Raw genomic sequence first — 17,884 nt, 5'->3', positions numbered from 1 at the left:
ATGCCAAGAGAGATTCAAGCCAAACTGCTGATCGTCGACGATCTGCCGGAAAATCTGTTGGCTCTGGAGGCGCTGATCAAGGGGGACAACCGCGAGGTCTTCAAGGCGCTGTCGGCTGACCAGGCGCTGTCCCTGCTGCTGCAACACGACTTCGCATTGGCGATTATCGATGTGCAGATGCCGGAGATGAACGGCTTCGAACTGGCCGAACTGATGCGCGGCACGGAGAAGACCCGCAGCATTCCCATCATTTTCGTCAGCGCCGCCGGTCGTGAGCGTAACTATGCGTTCACCGGCTATGAGAACGGCGCGGTGGATTTCCTGCACAAACCATTGGACACCCATGCCGTCAGAAGCAAGGTCAACGTGTTCGTGGAGCTTTATCGCCAGAAAAAGGCTGTTAAGGAGCAGGTCGTTGCCCTGCAAGAGAGTCGCCGGGAACAGGAAGTCCTGCTGCAGCAGTTGCAGGCCACCCGCGGCGAACTCGAACAGGCGGTGCGCATGCGTGACGATTTCATGTCCATCGTGGCCCATGAGGTGCGTACGCCCCTCAATGGCCTGATCCTGGAGACTCAACTGCGCAAGATGCACTTGGCCCGGGACAATGCCGCAGCATTCAGCCTGGACAAGGTGAGGGCGATGGTCGAGCGCGACGAGCGTCAGATCAAGAGCTTGATCCGCCTGATCGAAGACATGCTGGATGTGTCGCGGATTCGTACCGGAAAACTGTCCATCCGTCCGACTCGTTTCAACCTGGGCACGCTGGTGGAAAACCTGCTGCGTAACTTCCAGCCGCAGCTCATGGCGGCTGAATGCTCGTTGACCTACACCGCCGAACCCTCGGTGGAAGGCCATTGGGATGAGTTCAGGATCGAACAGGTGGTGTCGAACCTTTTGACCAACGCGTTGCGCTATGGCGGCAAAGGTCCCATCGACGTGCGTGTCTACAAGACGCCTGAGCATGCCTGCGTCGAAGTCCAGGACCGCGGCATCGGCATCAGCGAAGAGAACCAGAAGCGCATCTTCCAGCAGTTCGAGCGGGTGACGTCCAAGGCTGTCTCCGCCGGCCTGGGGCTGGGGCTGTTCATTTCCGAGCAGATCGTGACCGCCCACGGTGGCACCATCACGGTCGACAGCCGCCTCAACGAAGGGGCCTTGTTTCGCGTTTGTCTGCCCCTGCAGAAAACTGTCGGGCCGACGCAACCTCTGAGTGACCCTACGGTCGTATCAGCAGCTATTGATCGAACAAAGGCTTCTCATGAGTGAAGATGCGCAAGATGTTGTACTGATCGTCGAGGACGACCCGTCGATCATGACGGTGTTGTCCGCCTACCTGTCGGGCGAAGGGTATCGGGTGCTGGAGGCCGAGAACGGTGAAAAGGCCTTCGAGATCCTGGCAAGCAAGCCCCATCTGGACATGATGATCACTGATTTTCGTCTGCCAGGCGGCATTTCCGGGGTACAGATCGCCGAGCCTGCAGTCAGGTTGCGCCCCGACCTGAAGGTGATCTTCATCAGCGGGTATGCCGCAGAGATCCAGGAAACCGACAGTCCCATCACCCGCACGGCCCCCATCCTGGGCAAACCCTTCAAGCTGGATGAGCTGCAGGCCATCATGCGCACCATGCTGTCCTGATCTTCATGCATCGCTGGTAAGTCCGGGCCGCTCAGGCCCGGATCATTTCCCGTACCTTGGCGGTCAGCAAGTCGAAGGTGAACGGCTTGGTGATCATCTGCATGCCCGGATCGAGGAAACCACCCCTTACCGCGGCATGTTCGGCGTAACCGGTGATGAACAGCACCCGCAGGTCCGGGCGTATCTGCCGGCCGATTTCCGCCAGTTGCCGCCCGTTCATGCCCGGCAGGCCCACGTCGCTGACCAGCAGATCGATGCGCTGGTCTGATTGGAGAATCGGTATCGCGCCATTGGCGTCGGCAGCTTCGAGGAACGTATAGCCCAATTCACTCAGTACCGCGCTGACCAGCACCCGAACCGCCGGATCGTCTTCGACGATCAGCACGGTCTCGCCATCCTGGGCATGGGGGGTGTGCTGGGCATCGACCTTGGGCTCTTGCACCTCTTCACCCTTGAAGCGCGGCAGGTACAGGTTGACCGTGGTGCCCTGGCCGACAACGCTGTCGATGGTCACATGGCCGTGGGATTGCTTGCTGAAGCCATAGATCATCGACAGGCCCAGCCCGGTACCCTGGCCGATGGGTTTGGTGGTGAAAAAGGGGTCGAAGGCGCGACTGACGACCGCCTCGGGCATCCCGCAACCGGTGTCCTGGACGCTCAATACCACGTAGTCGCCGGGTTCGAGGTTGGTGTAGGCGTCGGTGAACCCGGTATCCAGGTACTGGTTGTAGGTCTGCACCACGAGTTTACCGCCATCGGGCATGGCGTCCCGGGCGTTGAGCACCAGGTTGAGCAGGGCGCTTTCCAATTGATTGGGGTCGGCTTCGGCGATCCACAGTTGATTGTCCAGTTGCATGTCCAGCCGGATGCTTTCGTTGAGGCTGCGTTGCAACAGTTCTCCCATGGACAGTACGAGGGTGTTCATCTGTACGGCCTTGGGGTCCAGCGATTGGCGACGCGAGAAAGCCAGCAGGCGATGGGTCAGGCCGGCGGCGCGGTTGGCGGAGGTCACGCCCAGGTCGATCAGGCTGTCCAGGTCTTCGGTGCGGCCGCGGGCGAGGCGGCGACGCAGCAGCTCCAGGCTGCCGATGATGCCGGTGAGCATGTTGTTGAAGTCGTGGGCGATGCCGCCGGTGAGCTGGCCCACCGCTTCCATTTTCTGTGACTGGCGCAGGGCTTCTTCGTTGTGGCGCAGTTGTGCGGTACGTTCCTCTACCTGCTGCTCGAGGGTTTCGAGGGTATTTTGCAGGCGCAATTCACTGTTGCTGAGGTCGATCAGGCGGTCCCGGGCTTCGTATTGCCTTCGGCGGCCGCGCAGGGCGGTGGTCACCAGGCTGACCAGGGTCACGGGGTGGAAAGGGCGTTCCAGGAAGGTCACGTTGCCCAGCTGCACGCCGATGCGTGCCGCCGGGTTCTGTTCCGGGCCACCGTGATGGGTCAGCAGGACGATGGGCAGGTCGGACCAGGCGGGCTGTTGTTCGATCTGCAGGAACAGCGTCTCCAGGTCCGGCCCCACCAGGGCCTCCGAGGAAATCACCAACAAGCCGGCGCCTTTCTCCAATTCTTCGCACAATTGCCCCAGATGACGGCAGATGAGGCCGGCAAAACCGGCTTCATTGAGGATCATCAAGGCAATCTGACTGTCCCTTCCCAGCGGGGCGAGGATCAACGCCCGCTCGGACAAGGGTTCCGCTAACGTCACTGGATATCGTCCTTGAGCAACGGATTGTCCGCTCCCATGTAGGTTGGCACACCGCGCAATACACCCTGGAAGGCCTCCAGCGGCTCGCCGATGGTCATGCCCTGGTTGCCGATACGGTATTCGCGGATGGTGGACTCATGGCTGCCGGTGCGTTTCTTGATGATGGAGATCGCTCGGCGAACCTTGCCCAGCGCTTCGAAGTAACGCAGCAGGATCACCGTGTCGGCCAGGTAGGTGATGTCCACCGGCGCCTGCATGTCGCCCACCAGGCCGTGTTGCGCGACGGTCATGTAGGTCGCCGCGCCCTTGCGGTTGAGGTAGAGCAGCAGCTCATGCATATGCAGCACCAGGGCATTTTCCTCCGGCATGGCTGCCTGATAGCCGTTGATGCTGTCGATCACCACGGTCTTGATGTTGCCGTCATCGACGCAACGACGCACTCGGTGAGAGAACTCGCCGGGAGACAGTTCGGCGGCGTCCACCTGGTCGATCAATAACCTGCCGGTGTCCTGGAGTGCCTGCAGGTCGATGCCGATGTTTTTCATCCGCTCGTACAACAGGCCCAGTTCCTCGTCGAAGATGAATAGCGCGGCGTGCTCGCCACGATTCACCGCGGCAGCAGCGAAGATCAGCGCAATCAGCGATTTGCCGGTACCTGCCGGGCCCAGGATCAAGGTGCTGGAACCGGTTTCGATACCGCCGCCCAGCAAGGCGTCCATTTGTGCGATGCCGCTGGAGAGTTGCCGGCGGTTGTATTGCCCGCGGTGTTCGGCGGCCACCAGTCGTGGGAAGACGTGCACGCCGTCGGTCATGATGGTGAAATCATGGTAACCGCCGCGGTACTTCTGTCCGCGATACTTGACCACCCGGATCCGGCGTCGCTCGGCGCCATAGGTGGGGGTCAGTTCTTCCAGGCGAATCACCCCGTGGGCAACGCTGTGGACGGTCTTGTCCAGGGACTCGGTGGTCAGGTCGTCGAGCAAAAGCACCGTGGCGTCGTAGCGCACGAAGTAATGCTTGATCGCCAGGATCTGGCGGCGATAGCGCAACGAACTCTGGGCCAGCAGGCGGATCTCCGACAGGCTGTCGAGCACCACCCGGGTCGGCTTGACCCGTTCCACCACTTCGAAGATCTGCCGGGTGGCTTCCCCAAGCTCGAGGTCCGAAGAATACAGCAGGCTTTGCTGGTGCTCGGCGTTGAGCAGGCTTTCTGGCGGGGTCAGCTCGAAAATGACAATGTTGTCATCCATCTCCCAGCCGTGGGAGGCGGCACCCTGACGCAGTTCCCGTTCGGTTTCCGATAGGGTGATGTACAAGGATCGCTCGCCGGCCCGGGCGCCCGCCAGCAGGAAATGCAAGGCGACCGTGGTTTTGCCGGTCCCCGGTTCCCCTTCAAGCAGGAACACATGACCGCGGGACAGGCCACCGCAAAGGACATCGTCCAGCCCTTCAATGCCGGTGGCGGCTTTTGCGCTGATCAACTCGTTGGATGTAGACAAAAAGAGCCCTCTCATGACCAGGGAAGTGGGCGGCAGGCCGGGTAGAGCCTGAAATGAACCGCCTCATTACTTGACCGTTGGCGGCGATAGCGGTTCCGCTTCCTCTGCTTGCTTGTGTGACACTGTCGACGACTTCGAGTCTTGATTCGGTGTTTCCGGCTGTCGGACATCACCCGATCGCCCGCCAGGGAATCATGGCTTGCACCCTCACCACGCCTGCTGCAACGCCGGGTCGTCGGGGTTCAGTTGTTCCAGTTTCGCCAACAGAACCTGGACATGCTGCAACTGACCGGTTTCCTTCCAGTAATTGATCAGCAGGACCCGCGCCTTGCGGTCGGCGGGGTAGCGCTGGACGATCTCCTGCAACTGCTTTTGCGCCGCTTCCACCTCATTCTCGGCGTGAAGAGTGGTGGCGAGGTCATAACGGTAATGACGGTTTTCCGGTTCCAGCTCCACCGCTTTCGCCAAGCCGAGCACGGCGTATTCGGTCTGGCCATGCTGCAGCAACCACATGCCCAGCGCATGTTGCAGATAAGCCGATTCCGGCTGGGCTTGCAACTCTCGGGCGAGCAATTTGCGCGCGGCATCGCCCTGGCCCAGTTTGTCCAGCACTTCGACCTGCATGACCAGTGCCGGCAGGTTGTCCGGCTTGAGCTTCAAGGCCTGTTCCAGGGCTTGTCGGGCCTTGTCCAGCTGGGCGTTGTGCAGGTACAGGCGGGCGAGCTGATACAGGGATTCACTGGTGAGCGGGCCGTCCTGGAGCACCTGTTTCCAAGTGTCGATGGCCAGCTGCATGGCACCGAAATACAAGCCCAGGTCATCGGGTGACAGGCCCAGCAGTGCATTCACGGCGGCAAACCGTACTTCAGGCTCGTTGTCCTCGAGCAATGGCCCCAGCAGCAGGGTGCGCTGGTTCGCCGGCACCAGCCCGACGATGCTGCCGATGGCTGCCCGACGCACGTCCGCCGATTCGCTGTGCAGGTCCGCATCCGCCAGTTTCAGGGCCTGGGGGCTTGGGTAGTTGAGCAGTTCGGCGTGCAGCCATACCCGGCGCTTGGGCGACAGGTCAGGGCGACCCAGTTGCTGGTATAGCATCCGTGCCGCGCCAGGCTGGCCGTTGCGCGCCTGTTCCAGCGCCTCGCTGTAGCCACGCTTGACCGCTTCCGGGATCTGCGGGGTGGTGCTGCGCAGCCACAGGGTGCCCACAACGATGACCAATAGCACGAGCAGGCTGATAAGCGCATAGCGGCGAAGCGAGGGCATACAGGAAATCCATGACCAGGTAGCGTGAAATGTCGCAAGCTTCGACCAGGCAAGAGCCTGAGTCAAACCCTGTGCCATTTCGCCATTATTCGTGGGCTTCGGCCTGTGCGATCGTGTTCGGGCCGTCGGTGTGACGGCGCCGGCGCGTAGGGGCAAAGGAGGGCGGCCAGGCAATCGGTGAAGAACCAAAAAAAAGCCCCGCATCCAGATGGGATACGAGGCCAATATTTGGTTGGTTGCGGCCAACCAAAGGAGCTCTGTCGGCCGGGATCGGTCAGTTGCTGGCGACGGTTTCCGGTTGCCAGCCACCGCCCAGGGCCTTGTAGATCGCGACGATGCCGCGATACAGATCCACTTCGGCCTGGGCCTGGGTGTCTTCGGCGGCCAGGCGTTCACGCTGGGCGTCGAGGAGCACGAGGAAGTCCACGGTGCCTTCGCGATAGCGGATTTCGGCCAGGTCGGCGGCGGCGCGGCTCGATTCGCTCTGGCGAATCAGCGAGATCAGGCGTTGCTGGCGCTTGCCGTAGTCGCTGAATGCGTTTTCCGATTCCTCCAGGGCCAGCAGCACTTGCTGTTCGTAGGACGCCAGGGCGCCTTCCGCTTCGGCATTGGCACCGCGCAGGCGGGCCCGCACGCTGCCCAGGTCGAAGGCGGCCCAGGTAATGCTCGGCCCCAATGCCCAGGCGTTGGCCGCCGAGGAGCCGATCTGCGAGCCGCGCCCGGCGGTAAAGCCGAGGAAACCGCTCAGGCTGACCCGAGGGAACAGGTCGGCCTTGGCGACGCCGATGCGCGCCGTGGCAGCCGCCAGCTGGCGTTCGGCGCTCAGGATGTCCGGACGCCGTTGCAGCAGTTCACCCGGATCGCCGATGGGCAGGGCCTTGGCGATGGCGGGCAGCTCCTTGGGGCTCAGGTCGACGCTCAGCTTGTCCGGGCGTTCGCCCAGCAAGGTGGCGATGCGGTTGCGTTGGCGGACCTGCTCGGCCTGCAGCTGCGGCACGCTGGCTTCCACCGAGGCCAGGCGCGCATCGGCGCGTACCACGTCGAGCTGATCGCCGACGCCGGCATCGCGCAGGCTTTCGGTGATCTTGCGTGAGGCTTGCTGGTTCTCGAGGTTCGCCAGGGCGATCTTTTCCCGCAGTTGAGCGCCGCGCAGTTGCCCATAGGCGTCCACCAACTCGGCGATCATGGTCACCTGCAGCTGATAGAGATCGGCTTCGGCGGCCTGCTGGTCGGCATCGGTGGCTTCCAGGTTGCGCTGGATGCGTCCGAACAGGTCCAGCTCCCAGGCCATGTCCAGGCCCAGGTCATAGCGCTCGGTATTGACCCGGTCGGTGGTTTGCCCGGGAATCTGGCCCTTGCCCAGGTTGCTGCTGGCTCGGCTGGTGATGGTCGGCATGACGTCGTTGCTGGCGTCATCGCGAATCGCCCGGGCTGCCCGCAGGCGGGCGAAGGCTACGCGCAGCTCGCGGTTGCCTTCCAGGGACCGGCTCACCAGCGCATTGAGTGTCGGGTCATCGAATTGCTGCCACCAGATGCCTTCGAAACGGGCCCGGTCGAAGTTCTTCTGGCCGGCGGCACCTTCGGTGGCGGTGATGATATTCGCCGCCTCGGTCTGTGGTGCCTTGTAGTCCGGGCCCACCGCGCAGGCGCTGAGCGCCAGGGCCAGCAAGCTCGGAACGAACGCTTTCAAACTCATTGTTGCGCCTCCAGTTTCAAAGCCCGGGCCGCCTTGCGGGCCTCGCTGCGTTCGACGAAGTTGCGGATCAGTACATAGAACACCGGCGTGAGCAGCAGGCCGAAGAAGGTTACGCCCAGCATCCCGGAGAACACCGCCACACCCATGGCATGACGCATTTCCGCGCCGGCGCCGCTGGAGAACACCAGGGGCACCACGCCCATGATGAAGGCGAAGGAGGTCATCAGGATCGGCCGCAGACGCAGACGGCAGGCTTCCAGGACCGCCGCCAGCGGGTTCATGCCTTCCAGCTGTTTATCCTTGGCGAACTCGACGATCAGAATCGCGTTCTTGCATGCAAGCCCCACCAGTACGATCAAGCCGATCTGGGTAAAGATGTTGTTGTCGCCACCGGACAGGATCACTCCGGTAATGGCCGACAGCAGGGTCATCGGTACGATCAGGATCACCGCCAGCGGCAGGCTCCAGCTTTCGTACTGCGCCGCGAGCACCAGGAACGCCAGCAGCACGCAGAGCGGGAACACGAACAGCGCGGTGTTGCCCGAGAGGATCTGCTGGTAGGTCAGGTCGGTCCACTCGTAGGTCATGCCGTTGGGCAGTTCTTCCTTGAGCAGTTTCTCGATGGCCTTTTCCGCCTGGCCGGAGCTGTAGCCCGGTGCGGCCGCGCCGTTGATTTCCGCAGTGATGAAACCGTTGTAGTGCATCACGCGGTCCGGCCCCGAGGTATCGCTGACCTTGATGAAGGTGGCCAGTGGAATCATCTCCCCACGGTTGTTGCGCACCTTGAGCTGGCCGATCTGGTCCGATTCGAGACGGAACTGCTGCTCGGCCTGGACGTTGACCTGGTAGGTACGGCCGAAGCGGTTGAAGTCGTTGGCATACAGCGAACCCAGGTAGATCTGCAGGGTGTCGAAGATGTCGCTGACGGCCACGCCGTGGGTCTTGGCTTTCTCACGGTCGATGGCGGCGTCGACCTGGGGCACGTTCACGGTGTAGCTGGTGAACAGGCCGGCCAGTTCCGGCACGCTGCGGCTCTTGGTGATGATGTTCATGGTTTCCTTGTACAGCTCGTCGTAACCGAGGTTGCCCCGGTCCTCGATCTGCAGGCGGAAACCGCCGATCGTACCCAGCCCCTGTACCGGCGGCGGCGGGAAGATCGCCATATAGGCTTCCTGGATTTCCGAGTACTGCCCGTTCAGGGCGCCGGCAATGGCACCGGCCGACTGGCTCGGGTCCTTGCGCTCGTCGAAAGGCTTGAGGGTCACGAACACGATGCCGGCATTGGGGCTGTTGGTGAACCCGTTGATCGACAGGCCAGGGAAGGCCACCGCGCTTTCGACGCCGGGTTGCTTGAGGGCCAGGTCGGACATGCGCTTGATCACATCTTCGGTGCGGTCCAGGCTCGCGGCATCCGGCAGTTGCGCGAAGGCCACCAGGTACTGCTTGTCCTGGCCTGGCACGAAACCGGTGGGCGTGCTGGAGAAACCGAAGAACGTCAGCACCATCAGGCCGGCGTAGACGAACAGGGCGATGCCGCTGCTGCGGATCACGCGGCCCACGGCGCCCACGTAGCTGTGGCTGGCACGGTCGAAAAAGCGGTTGAACGGGCGGAACAGCCAGCTGCCGAGGATGCGGTCCAGGAACCTGGAGAAACGGTCCTTGGGCGCGTCGTGGCTCTTGAGCAGTACCGCTGCCAGGGCCGGTGACAAGGTCAGGGAGTTGAACGCCGAGATCACCGTGGAGATGGCGATGGTCAGGGCGAACTGCTTATAGAACTGCCCGGTCAGGCCGCTGATGAACGCCGCGGGAACGAAGACCGCACACAGTACCAAGGCCGTGGCGATGATCGGACCGGTCACTTCGCCCATGGCGCGTTTGGTGGCCTCCACGGGCGTGAGGCCCAGGCCGATGTTCCGTTCGACGTTCTCCACCACCACGATGGCGTCGTCCACCACGATACCGATGGCCAGTACCAGGCCGAATAGCGAGAGCGCGTTCAGCGAGAAGCCGAATAGATGCATCACGGCGAACGTACCGATCAGCGACACCGGTACCGCCACCAGAGGGATGATCGAGGCGCGCCAGGTCTGCAGGAACAGGATCACCACCAGCACCACGAGGATCAGCGCTTCGAAGAGGGTATGGACTACCGCTTCGATGGAGCCGCGCACGAAGATCGTCGGGTCATAGACGATGCTGTAGTCCATCCCGGCGGGGAAACCCTTCTTCAATTCGTCCATCTTGGCGCGAACATCGTTGGAAATCTGGATGGCGTTGGAGCCTGGCCGCTGGAAGATCGGGATGGCCACCGCCGGCTGGTTGTCCAGCAGCGAGCGCAGGGCGTATTGGCTGGAGCCCAGTTCCACCCGCGCGATGTCTCTCAGGCGAGTGATCTCTCCGTTCTCGCCGGAGCGAATGATGATGTTCTCGAACTCTTCCTCGGTCACCAGGCGCCCCTGGGTGTTGACCGAAAGCTGGAAGGCCGTGGCGTTGGGGGCTGGCGGAGCGCCCAGGGCACCGGCGGCCACCTGGCGGTTCTGTTCGCGGATCGCGGTGACCACGTCGGTGGCGGTCAGGTTGCGCGAGGCGGTCTTGTTCGGATCCAGCCAGACCCGCAGGGAGTAGTCACCCATGCCGAACAGTTGCACGTCACCCACGCCGCCCAGGCGTGCCAGCTCGTCCTTGATGTTGAGCAGGGCATAGTTGGACAAGTAGAGCATGTCGTAGCGTTTGTCCGGCGAGGTCAGGTGCACGACCATCGTCAGGTCGGGCGAAGCCTTGTCCACCGTGATGCCGATCCGGGTCACTTCTTCCGGCAGCTTGGGCTCGGTCCGGGTGACGCGGTTCTGCACCTGCACCTGGGCGTTGTCCAGGTCGGTGCCCAGGGCGAAGGTGATGGTCAGGGTGATCTTGCCGTCGGCGGTGGACTGCGAGGACATGTAGAGCATGTTCTCGACACCAGTGATGGCCTGCTCCAGGGGAGCGGCCACGGTTTCGCCGATGACCTTGGGGTTGGCGCCCGGGAAGTTGGCCCGCACCACCACGGTCGGCGGCACGACTTCAGGGTATTCGCTGATCGGCAACTGGAACAGCGAAATGGCGCCGGCGATCAGGATCAGCAGCGACAGTACCGCTGCGAAGATCGGCCGTGAAATGAAGAACTGGGAAAATTTCATCTTGGTTCAGTTCCTTAACCGCGTGGAGTCGCAGCGGCCAGTTTGCCCGCCGTTCCGTTTGTCGCCTTGGACGGCGCGACCTGGGGCAGATTGCTGGCTTCGAGCGCTTTGCGATGTTGCGCCAGGGCGGCGAGGGTTTCTTCGCTGGCCATCGGTATGGTTTCAGGTGTGACCGGCGATCCCGGGCGAACCCGCTGCAAGCCCTTGACGATGATGGTGTCGTCCTTGCTCAGGCCGTTGCGCACGATGCGCAGGCCTTCGATCTTCGGTCCGAGCTCGACGGCGCGATACGCAGGCTTGTTGTCGGCATCCATCACCAGGACGAATTTCTTGCCCAGGTCGGTGCCCACGGCTTCGTCGTTGATCAGCACGGCGGAGTAGGTGCCGCTGCCCACCAGCTTGAGCCGGGCATAGAGGCCTGGGGTATAGGCGCCGTCCTTGTTGTCGAACACGGCGCGACCGCGGATGGTGCCGGTCTGCGGGTTGACCTGGTTGTCGATGAAGTTCATCTGGCCCAGGTGCGGGTTGCCGTCCTCGTTGGACAAGCCCATGTAGACCGGCGTGGCCTGGCCGCGCTGGCCCTGGCGGGCAAGTTGGGTGTATTTGAGGAAGACTCGCTCGTCGGCGTCGAAGTAGGCATACACCTTGTCGGTGGAAACCACGCTGGTGAGCCGGGTGACGTCGGCGGTGACCAGGTTGCCGGCGGTGATTTCCGCCCGGCTGACGCGGCCGCTGATGGGCGCGGTGACGCGGGTGAAGCTCAGGTTCAGCTTGGCCAGGTCCAGTTGCGCCTGGATGGCCGCTGCGGCGGCACGGGCCTCGGCGGCGGCACTGGTGCGCGAGTCAGCCAGCTCGGCGGAAATGGCATTGCTCTGACGCAGGCGTTCGCCACGCTGGGCTTCGTTCTCGCTACGGGTGGCCGTGGCGCGGGCCTGGGCCAGCTGGGCCTCGAGGCGCCGGACTTCGGCCTGGAAGGGACGAGGATCGATCTGGAATAACAGGTCGCCTTTCTTGACCAGCGCGCCTTCGGTGAAGGCCACTTCGTCGATCTGACCGGAAACCCGCGGACGAATCTCGACAGTCTCCGGTGCCTCGAGGCGTCCGGTGAACTCGTCCCATTCGTTGACCGGTTGTTCCAGCACCTTGGCCACACTCACCTTGGCGGCCGGCATGGAAGCCGCGGTATCGGGAGTCTTGCCACAGGCGCTTATCACCAGCACTGCCAACAGTGCGAGGGGAAAACGCAATTTTGAAAGTGAATGTTCCATGGATAGCTCCGCCAATGTATTGAGAATGGGCGGATGATGCGTGGCGGGATGCAACGGAACGAATCGAATGAAGCAAAGATAACTATCATCCGGAATGATATAAGCCTGGCTTCGGTCCCGCAGGCATTACCGGGGCTGATAGATCGCCTGTACACGGCTGAAGGTGCCGTCCTGGCGCATCGCTTCGACGGCCTGGCGCAAGTCTCTCACCATCTTGGCCGAGCACTTCCTGGAGCAGGCCAGGTAGATGTCGGCGCTGCTGCCCACCGAGCTCATCAAAAGCTTGCGGTCGGACACCTTGGGCCAGATGTAGCGGCTTTCCGGGACGCCGTTGAACCAGGCATCGATGCGTCCCATCAGGAGCATCTGAGCGGGGTTGTCGCCGATGGTCAGCGTGTAGATCTGATCGTCGTCGAACCCCTCGGCACGCAGGATCGCCTCCTGGGCGCTTCCCAGGCCGACACCGATCTTGCGGAAGGTCTCCCTGGCCTGGGCAAAGCTGGTCACTTGCCGGTCGAGGGTGAAGAACGCCCGCTCCATCGACATGATCGGGGCGATCCAGGTAAAGCGATCCTCCCGCACGGGGATGCGCGACAGCGGGGCGATCATCTGATCCTCCTCCTCGCTGACATGTTTTTGTGCCCGGGCCCAGGGCAAGACATGGATTTTCACCGCATAGCCGGCGCGGATCATCGCCTCAATGGCGATATCGCCAACGATGCCATGCCCCTTGGGGTCGTCGACGAAGGTCAGTGGAGGCGCATCGAGGATGTGCAGTTCGATGGGCAGAGGGGCGCCATGCGCAGTGCACAAGCCCAGCAATGTCAGCAACAGGCTAAGCCGGCAAAGCACTTTGGCGCGAGCATTCGACACGCAGGTGATCCGGCTCATGATCGATTACTTCAGGCATGAAAGGCGGCGCCATTCTACGTCGCGCGGGTGGGTGAAACAGCGCCTTGCGCACGATGAATATGTGCAATGCAGCACATCCTGAAGACAGGGTAGTCCAGGGGAGCACTGCCGGCTTGCATTCGTTGACGATTTCCTCGGGAGCCGCCCCTTCAGAAATATCTGCCGCCGCCGATATGCCGCCGTAGACCCTTTTTGCCCGGATGCGTCGGCAGTGCCCTGCTGAAAAATCACAAGCATCCGGGTACCGGTCCCCCACGTTTTTGCAGTCAGCCCCAAGCCGGCCCAGGTAACGAACCATGTCAGCCCACCCGAAGACCGATCTGGAAGGCGCCCTTGCCGTATGCAGAGGCAGTTTCCTCTCCGTTGGTTTTTTCAGTTTTTTCGTCAACCTGCTGATGCTGGTTCCGTCGTTCTACATGTTGCAGGTGTATGACCGCGCTGTAGGAAGCGCCAGTCTGTCGACCTTGTTGATGCTGACGCTGATCATGTTGCTGCTGATGGCCACCATGGGCGGGCTGGAGTGGGTTCGTTCGCGGATCATGGTGCGCGTCAGTACGCGTCTGGACACGCTGCTGGGCCAGCGTCTGTTCGACGCCAGTTTCAAGCAGGCCCTCAATAGCAGCGGGATGAACGCTTCGGGCCAGCCGCTGAGCGACCTGAGCGCGTTGCGCCAGTTCCTGACCGGAAACGGTCTGTTTGCGTTTTTCGATGCGCCCTGGATCCCGATCTACCTGGCGGTCATGTTCATGTTCCACCCCTGGTACGGCTGGATGGGACTATTGAGCGCGTTGCTGCTGGGGGCACTGGCCTTCGCCAACGAGCAACTGACCCGTGGGCCGTTGCAGACGGCCAATCGTGAGCAGATGGTCGCCAGCGCCTTTGTCGCCAAGAGCCTGCGCAATGCCGAGGTGGTGGAGTCCATGGGCATGCTCGCCAGCCTGCGCCAGCAGTGGAACGAGCGCATCCATCGGGTCCTGGCCTTGCAGAGTCTGGCCAGTGATCGCGCGGCGAGCATTGCCGCGGTGTCCAGGACGTTCCGCCAGGTCCTCCAGTCCCTGGTGCTGGGGTTGGGGGCCTATTTGACGATTACCCATGAAATTTCCTCGGGGATGATGATCGCCGGTTCCATTCTGCTGGGGCGGGCGTTGGCGCCCATCGACCAGTTGATTGGCGTGTGGAAAGGCTTTCTGGGAGCACGCTCGCAATATGCCCGGTTGCAGACGCTGCTGATCGAGGTGGCCGCTGAGCCAGAACGCATGTCGTTACCCGCGCCCGAAGGGGCGATTCGCGTCGAGGGGCTTTCGGTGAGTGCGCCGGGCAGCCGCAAGCCGGTTGTCCGGGGTTTGAGTTTCCAGGTGTCCGCCGGCGAAGCGGTGGGCATCATCGGTCCCAGCGGCGCCGGCAAGTCCAGCCTGGCCCGGGCGTTGCTGGGTATCTGGCCAGGCCAGGCCGGCACCGTGCGCCTGGACGGTGCAGACATCAGCCAATGGCGCCGGGAGGAGTTGGGCCAATATATCGGCTATCTGCCTCAGGACATCGAATTGTTCGAGGGCTCCATCAGCCAGAATATCTCACGCTTTGGCCCGGCCAATGCGCCAGCAGTGGTCGCCGCCGCGCGCATGGCGGGCGTCCATGAGCTGGTGCTGCAATTGCCCGACGGCTACGACACCGTGATCGGCGCCAATGGCGGCGGATTGTCCGGCGGCCAGCGGCAACGCATCGGCCTGGCTCGCGCCTTGTACGGTGAGCCACGCCTGGTGGTGCTCGATGAGCCGAACTCCAACCTGGACGACGCCGGGGAAAAAATGCTTGCCGAGGCGTTGCACAAACTCAGGCAGAGCCGTGCCACGGTGTTTGTCATCACGCACCGCTCAGGTGTGCTGGCGCAGGTAGACAAGCTGCTGGTCCTCAACCAGGGCGAGTTGAGCCTGTTCGGGCCGCGCGACCCGGTCCTGGCACGGTTGCGGGGCGCTGCCCCCGCCGCCCAGCAGGCGACGACCCCATCGAAAGAAGCGGATGAGCACCTTTATGCCAAGCAATAAGTCCTCATCCGTCGACATGTCCGCACTGCCGATCGATGACGCTCCGGCACGGCGCATCGGGTATCTGATGCTGCTGGTCATCTTTGGCCTGTTCGGCGGCTGGGCCACCCTGGCGCCCCTGGACAGCGCGGCTCTGGCCCCGGGGGTGGTCACGGTCAAGAGCTACCGCAAGACCGTACAGCACCTGGAAGGCGGCATCGTGCGGGAACTGCGGGTGCATGACGGCGACCTGGTAAAAGCCGGCGATGTGCTGATGGTGCTGGACAACACCCAGGCACGTTCGGAAATGGAAGCCATGCGCAGCCAGTTGGTGGCGGCGCTTGAACTGCAGGCCCGCCTCGAAGCTGAGCGGGACGGGCTGCCCGAGCCCGTCGCCGTGCACTCCCTTGACCCCTCCGACCCGCGCGTGCGCGAAGCTCGGGACAGCGAAGCACGGATCTTCCAGACGCGACGGACCTCGCTGCTGGGCGAAGTCGGCCTGCAAGAGACGACGATCGGCCAGATCGAGGAACAGATTCGCGGACTCAAGAACATCATCGCCAGCAAGCAGGCGCTGGCGGCGTCCTATGAAGAAGAGATTGTCGATTTGCGGGCCTTGCTCGCCGAAGGCTACGTGGACAAGCAGCGCCTGCGGGAACAGGAACGCAGCCTGTCGCGCCTGCGGGCCGAAATCGCCGAAAGCCAGTCCGGGATTGCCCAGGCACGCGTCCATGCCGACGAAGCGAAGCTGAAGATACTGCAATTGAAGAAAACCTTCGCCAGTGAGGTGGCAGGCCTGCTGGGTGACACACGGAGCAAGGTGTATGAGTTGCGCGAGCGCCTCGCCACCCTGCAGGACCGCGACCAGCGCACTGACATCGTCGCGCCTGAGTCGGGCATGGTCATGGGCATGACGGTGCACACCCTGGGCGCGGTGGTCAGCCCGGGCACTGCGTTGCTGGATATCGTCCCGGCCAACGAAGAACTGATCGTCGAGGCGCAGGTTTCGCCCATGGACATCGATCGCATCGCCCTCGGCAAGCTGGCGAGCATGCGTTTCAGTGCGTTCAAGAGTGGCACCACGCCGGTGATCGAAGGGCAACTGGTGCAGCTGTCCGCTGACCGCCTGACCAACAAGGACACCGGTGCGGCCTACTACCTGGCGCGGGTGGCGCTGACAGACAATGGGCGTCGCACGCTGGGCAGCCTAACCCTGGTGCCGGGCATGCCGGTCGAAGTGCTGCTCAATACCGGGGAGCGGACGCTGTTGCAGTACTTGATGCAGCCCGCCAGCAATGCATTTGCCCGTTCGTTGATCGAGGACTGACATGAAGTCTCTGATCGCGATCGGCCTGCTCGCCGTGTCGATGAGCGCCTTGGCTGACACTGAAGCGGCGCTGCCTTATGTCGATCTTTGGCAACTGCACCAGGAGGCGCAAGGGGCCGATCCCCGTATCCTGCGGGCACAGGCCCTGACTCGTAGCGGTGACGGCAATGAGCGGGCGGCCTTGGGCCGCTTGCTGCCGCAGCTCAATGCCAGCAGCAGTGTCAACCGCAGCCGGCGGGACGATGACCTGGGGCGAATCCAGTACAACGGCAAACGCATGGCCGTGGTACTCAATCAGGTGCTCTACGACCCGCAGGTCTGGCGCAGTTATCAGAAGTACGTCGAGCTGGCCCAGAAAAGCCAGTACGAATCCGACGACACCCAGGTGCAGTCCAGCATCGACTTGTCCGAACGCTACTTCGCCGTGCTGGCGGCGGAGGATGAACTGTCCCTGGTGCGCAGCGAACTGGCTGCCACCGAGCGCAACCTCAAGCGGATCAAGGCGCTGTATGCACGCCAGATGGCGATGGTGACCGATACCCTCGACCTTGAGGCGCGAGTGGATGCGCTCAAGGCCGACGAGATCGAGGCCGGCAACAAGGTCCAGGTCAGCCGCGAAGCCATTTCCGAATTGGTGGGGCGGGACGTCCAGGAACCTCTCAAGCGTATCGGCGACAACCCAGCCTTCACTCTGCCGCCGCAGACCCCGGACGATTGGATACGGATGGCCCTGGACAGCAACCCGGCCTTGCATGCCCGGGAGCACAATATCCGTGCCGCCGAGGCCGCCATCGGCGAAGCCAAGGCGGGCCATTTGCCGCGCCTGGGCCTGAACCTGACCGCGCAGCGCAGTGATATCGGCTATGAGGGCGCGTTGACGCCACGCTCGGACAATCTCGTTGCCTCCCTCGATTTGCAGGTCCCTCTCTACAGTGGCGGCTCCACCAGCGCCCGGGTATCGAGTTCCGAGAGCGACAGGGAGGTCGCCCAGCAAGAGCTGGAGGCGCTGAGGCGCCAGGTGGTCAAGGAAACCCGCACGGCTTACCTCGGCATGATGGCCGAACTCAGCCGGATCAAGGCGACACGCCGCGCGCTGGAGTCCGCCGAGAAGTCACGGACGGCCACGGAAAAAGCCTTCGGTTATGGCGTCAAGAACGCCGTCGATGTGCTGGACAGCATCAAGGATGAGTTTCGTGCACGGCGTGATTTCTACCAGTCCCAGTACCGGTTCGTTACCAGCCTACTGGTGCTGCACCGCTGGAGCGGAAGGCTGGGGGACGGGGATATTCGCAAGGCCAACGAGTGGCTTGTTGCGCCAAGTAAATAGCGTCAAAATTTGAAAAAACAATGGCTAGATGATATCAATGCCGCCATTCCACATCAT

12 protein-coding genes are annotated in these 17,884 nt (G+C 62.6%); 5 read left to right on the top strand and 7 right to left on the bottom strand.

Features of this window, described 5'->3' with window-relative positions; all coding sequences use genetic code 11:
- Both BT179_RS11475 and BT179_RS11470 read left to right on the top strand, forming a co-directional pair.
- Complete coding sequence (locus BT179_RS11475) at positions 1-1,266, top strand: hybrid sensor histidine kinase/response regulator (RefSeq protein ID WP_072431151.1); 1,266 nt, start codon at positions 1-3, stop codon at positions 1,264-1,266.
- Positions 1,259-1,636, top strand: coding sequence for a response regulator (locus BT179_RS11470; RefSeq protein ID WP_072391181.1), 378 nt, complete (start codon positions 1,259-1,261; stop codon positions 1,634-1,636). The genes BT179_RS11475 and BT179_RS11470 overlap by 8 nt, the downstream gene beginning before the upstream one ends.
- A 31-nt stretch (positions 1,637-1,667) precedes the next feature.
- Here BT179_RS11470 and BT179_RS11465 read toward each other — a convergent pair whose 3' ends face one another.
- The 7 genes from BT179_RS11465 to BT179_RS11435 form a co-directional block, all read right to left on the bottom strand.
- Positions 1,668-3,338: a response regulator gene (locus BT179_RS11465; RefSeq protein WP_072431102.1), complete on the bottom strand. Its 1,671-nt coding sequence runs from the start codon at positions 3,336-3,338 to the stop codon at positions 1,668-1,670.
- Entirely contained in the window at positions 3,335-4,837 is a 1,503-nt protein-coding gene (locus BT179_RS11460) for an ATPase domain-containing protein (RefSeq protein ID WP_072391187.1), read from the bottom strand. Before BT179_RS11460 ends, BT179_RS11465 begins: the two co-directional genes overlap by 4 nt.
- A gap of 207 nt (positions 4,838-5,044) precedes the next feature.
- On the bottom strand, positions 5,045-6,100 hold the full coding sequence (locus BT179_RS11455) for a tetratricopeptide repeat protein (RefSeq protein WP_072431101.1): 1,056 nt from the start codon (positions 6,098-6,100) through the stop codon (positions 5,045-5,047).
- A 274-nt stretch (positions 6,101-6,374) separates the two neighbouring features.
- Positions 6,375-7,796, bottom strand: a complete 1,422-nt coding sequence (locus BT179_RS11450; RefSeq protein ID WP_072431100.1) for an efflux transporter outer membrane subunit — start codon at positions 7,794-7,796, stop codon at positions 6,375-6,377.
- The gene (locus BT179_RS11445) at positions 7,793-10,972 is read right to left on the bottom strand and encodes an efflux RND transporter permease subunit (RefSeq protein WP_072391195.1); all 3,180 of its coding nucleotides are present in this window, start codon (positions 10,970-10,972) and stop codon (positions 7,793-7,795) included. The genes BT179_RS11450 and BT179_RS11445 overlap by 4 nt, the downstream gene beginning before the upstream one ends.
- A gap of 14 nt (positions 10,973-10,986) precedes the next feature.
- Complete coding sequence (gene mexE, locus BT179_RS11440; RefSeq protein WP_072391198.1) at positions 10,987-12,240, bottom strand: multidrug efflux RND transporter periplasmic adaptor subunit MexE; 1,254 nt, start codon at positions 12,238-12,240, stop codon at positions 10,987-10,989.
- A 126-nt stretch (positions 12,241-12,366) separates the two neighbouring features.
- Complete coding sequence (locus tag BT179_RS11435) at positions 12,367-13,131, bottom strand: substrate-binding periplasmic protein (RefSeq protein ID WP_072431099.1); 765 nt, start codon at positions 13,129-13,131, stop codon at positions 12,367-12,369.
- A 317-nt stretch (positions 13,132-13,448) separates the two neighbouring features.
- On the opposite strand from BT179_RS11435, the gene BT179_RS11430 reads away from it, so the two are divergent.
- Genes BT179_RS11430 through BT179_RS11420 form a run of 3 tightly spaced genes read left to right on the top strand, consistent with a single transcriptional unit; the run spans position 13,449 to position 17,827 of the window.
- Entirely contained in the window at positions 13,449-15,194 is a 1,746-nt protein-coding gene (locus BT179_RS11430; RefSeq protein ID WP_072431098.1) for a type I secretion system permease/ATPase, read from the top strand.
- Positions 15,181-16,500, top strand: coding sequence for an HlyD family type I secretion periplasmic adaptor subunit (locus BT179_RS11425; protein ID WP_072431097.1), 1,320 nt, complete (start codon positions 15,181-15,183; stop codon positions 16,498-16,500). The genes BT179_RS11430 and BT179_RS11425 overlap by 14 nt, the downstream gene beginning before the upstream one ends.
- 1 nt (position 16,501) lies before the next feature.
- Positions 16,502-17,827, top strand: a complete 1,326-nt coding sequence (locus BT179_RS11420) for a TolC family outer membrane protein (protein ID WP_072431096.1) — start codon at positions 16,502-16,504, stop codon at positions 17,825-17,827.
- Positions 17,828-17,884: the final 57 nt, after the last annotated feature.

Origin of the sequence: Pseudomonas sp. NFACC43 (genome assembly GCF_900119645.1) — a bacterium.
GTDB lineage: Bacteria > Pseudomonadota > Gammaproteobacteria > Pseudomonadales > Pseudomonadaceae > Aquipseudomonas.
The sequence above is the reverse complement of the archived record's forward strand: the minus strand, read 5'-3'. Positions and strand labels throughout refer to the sequence as shown.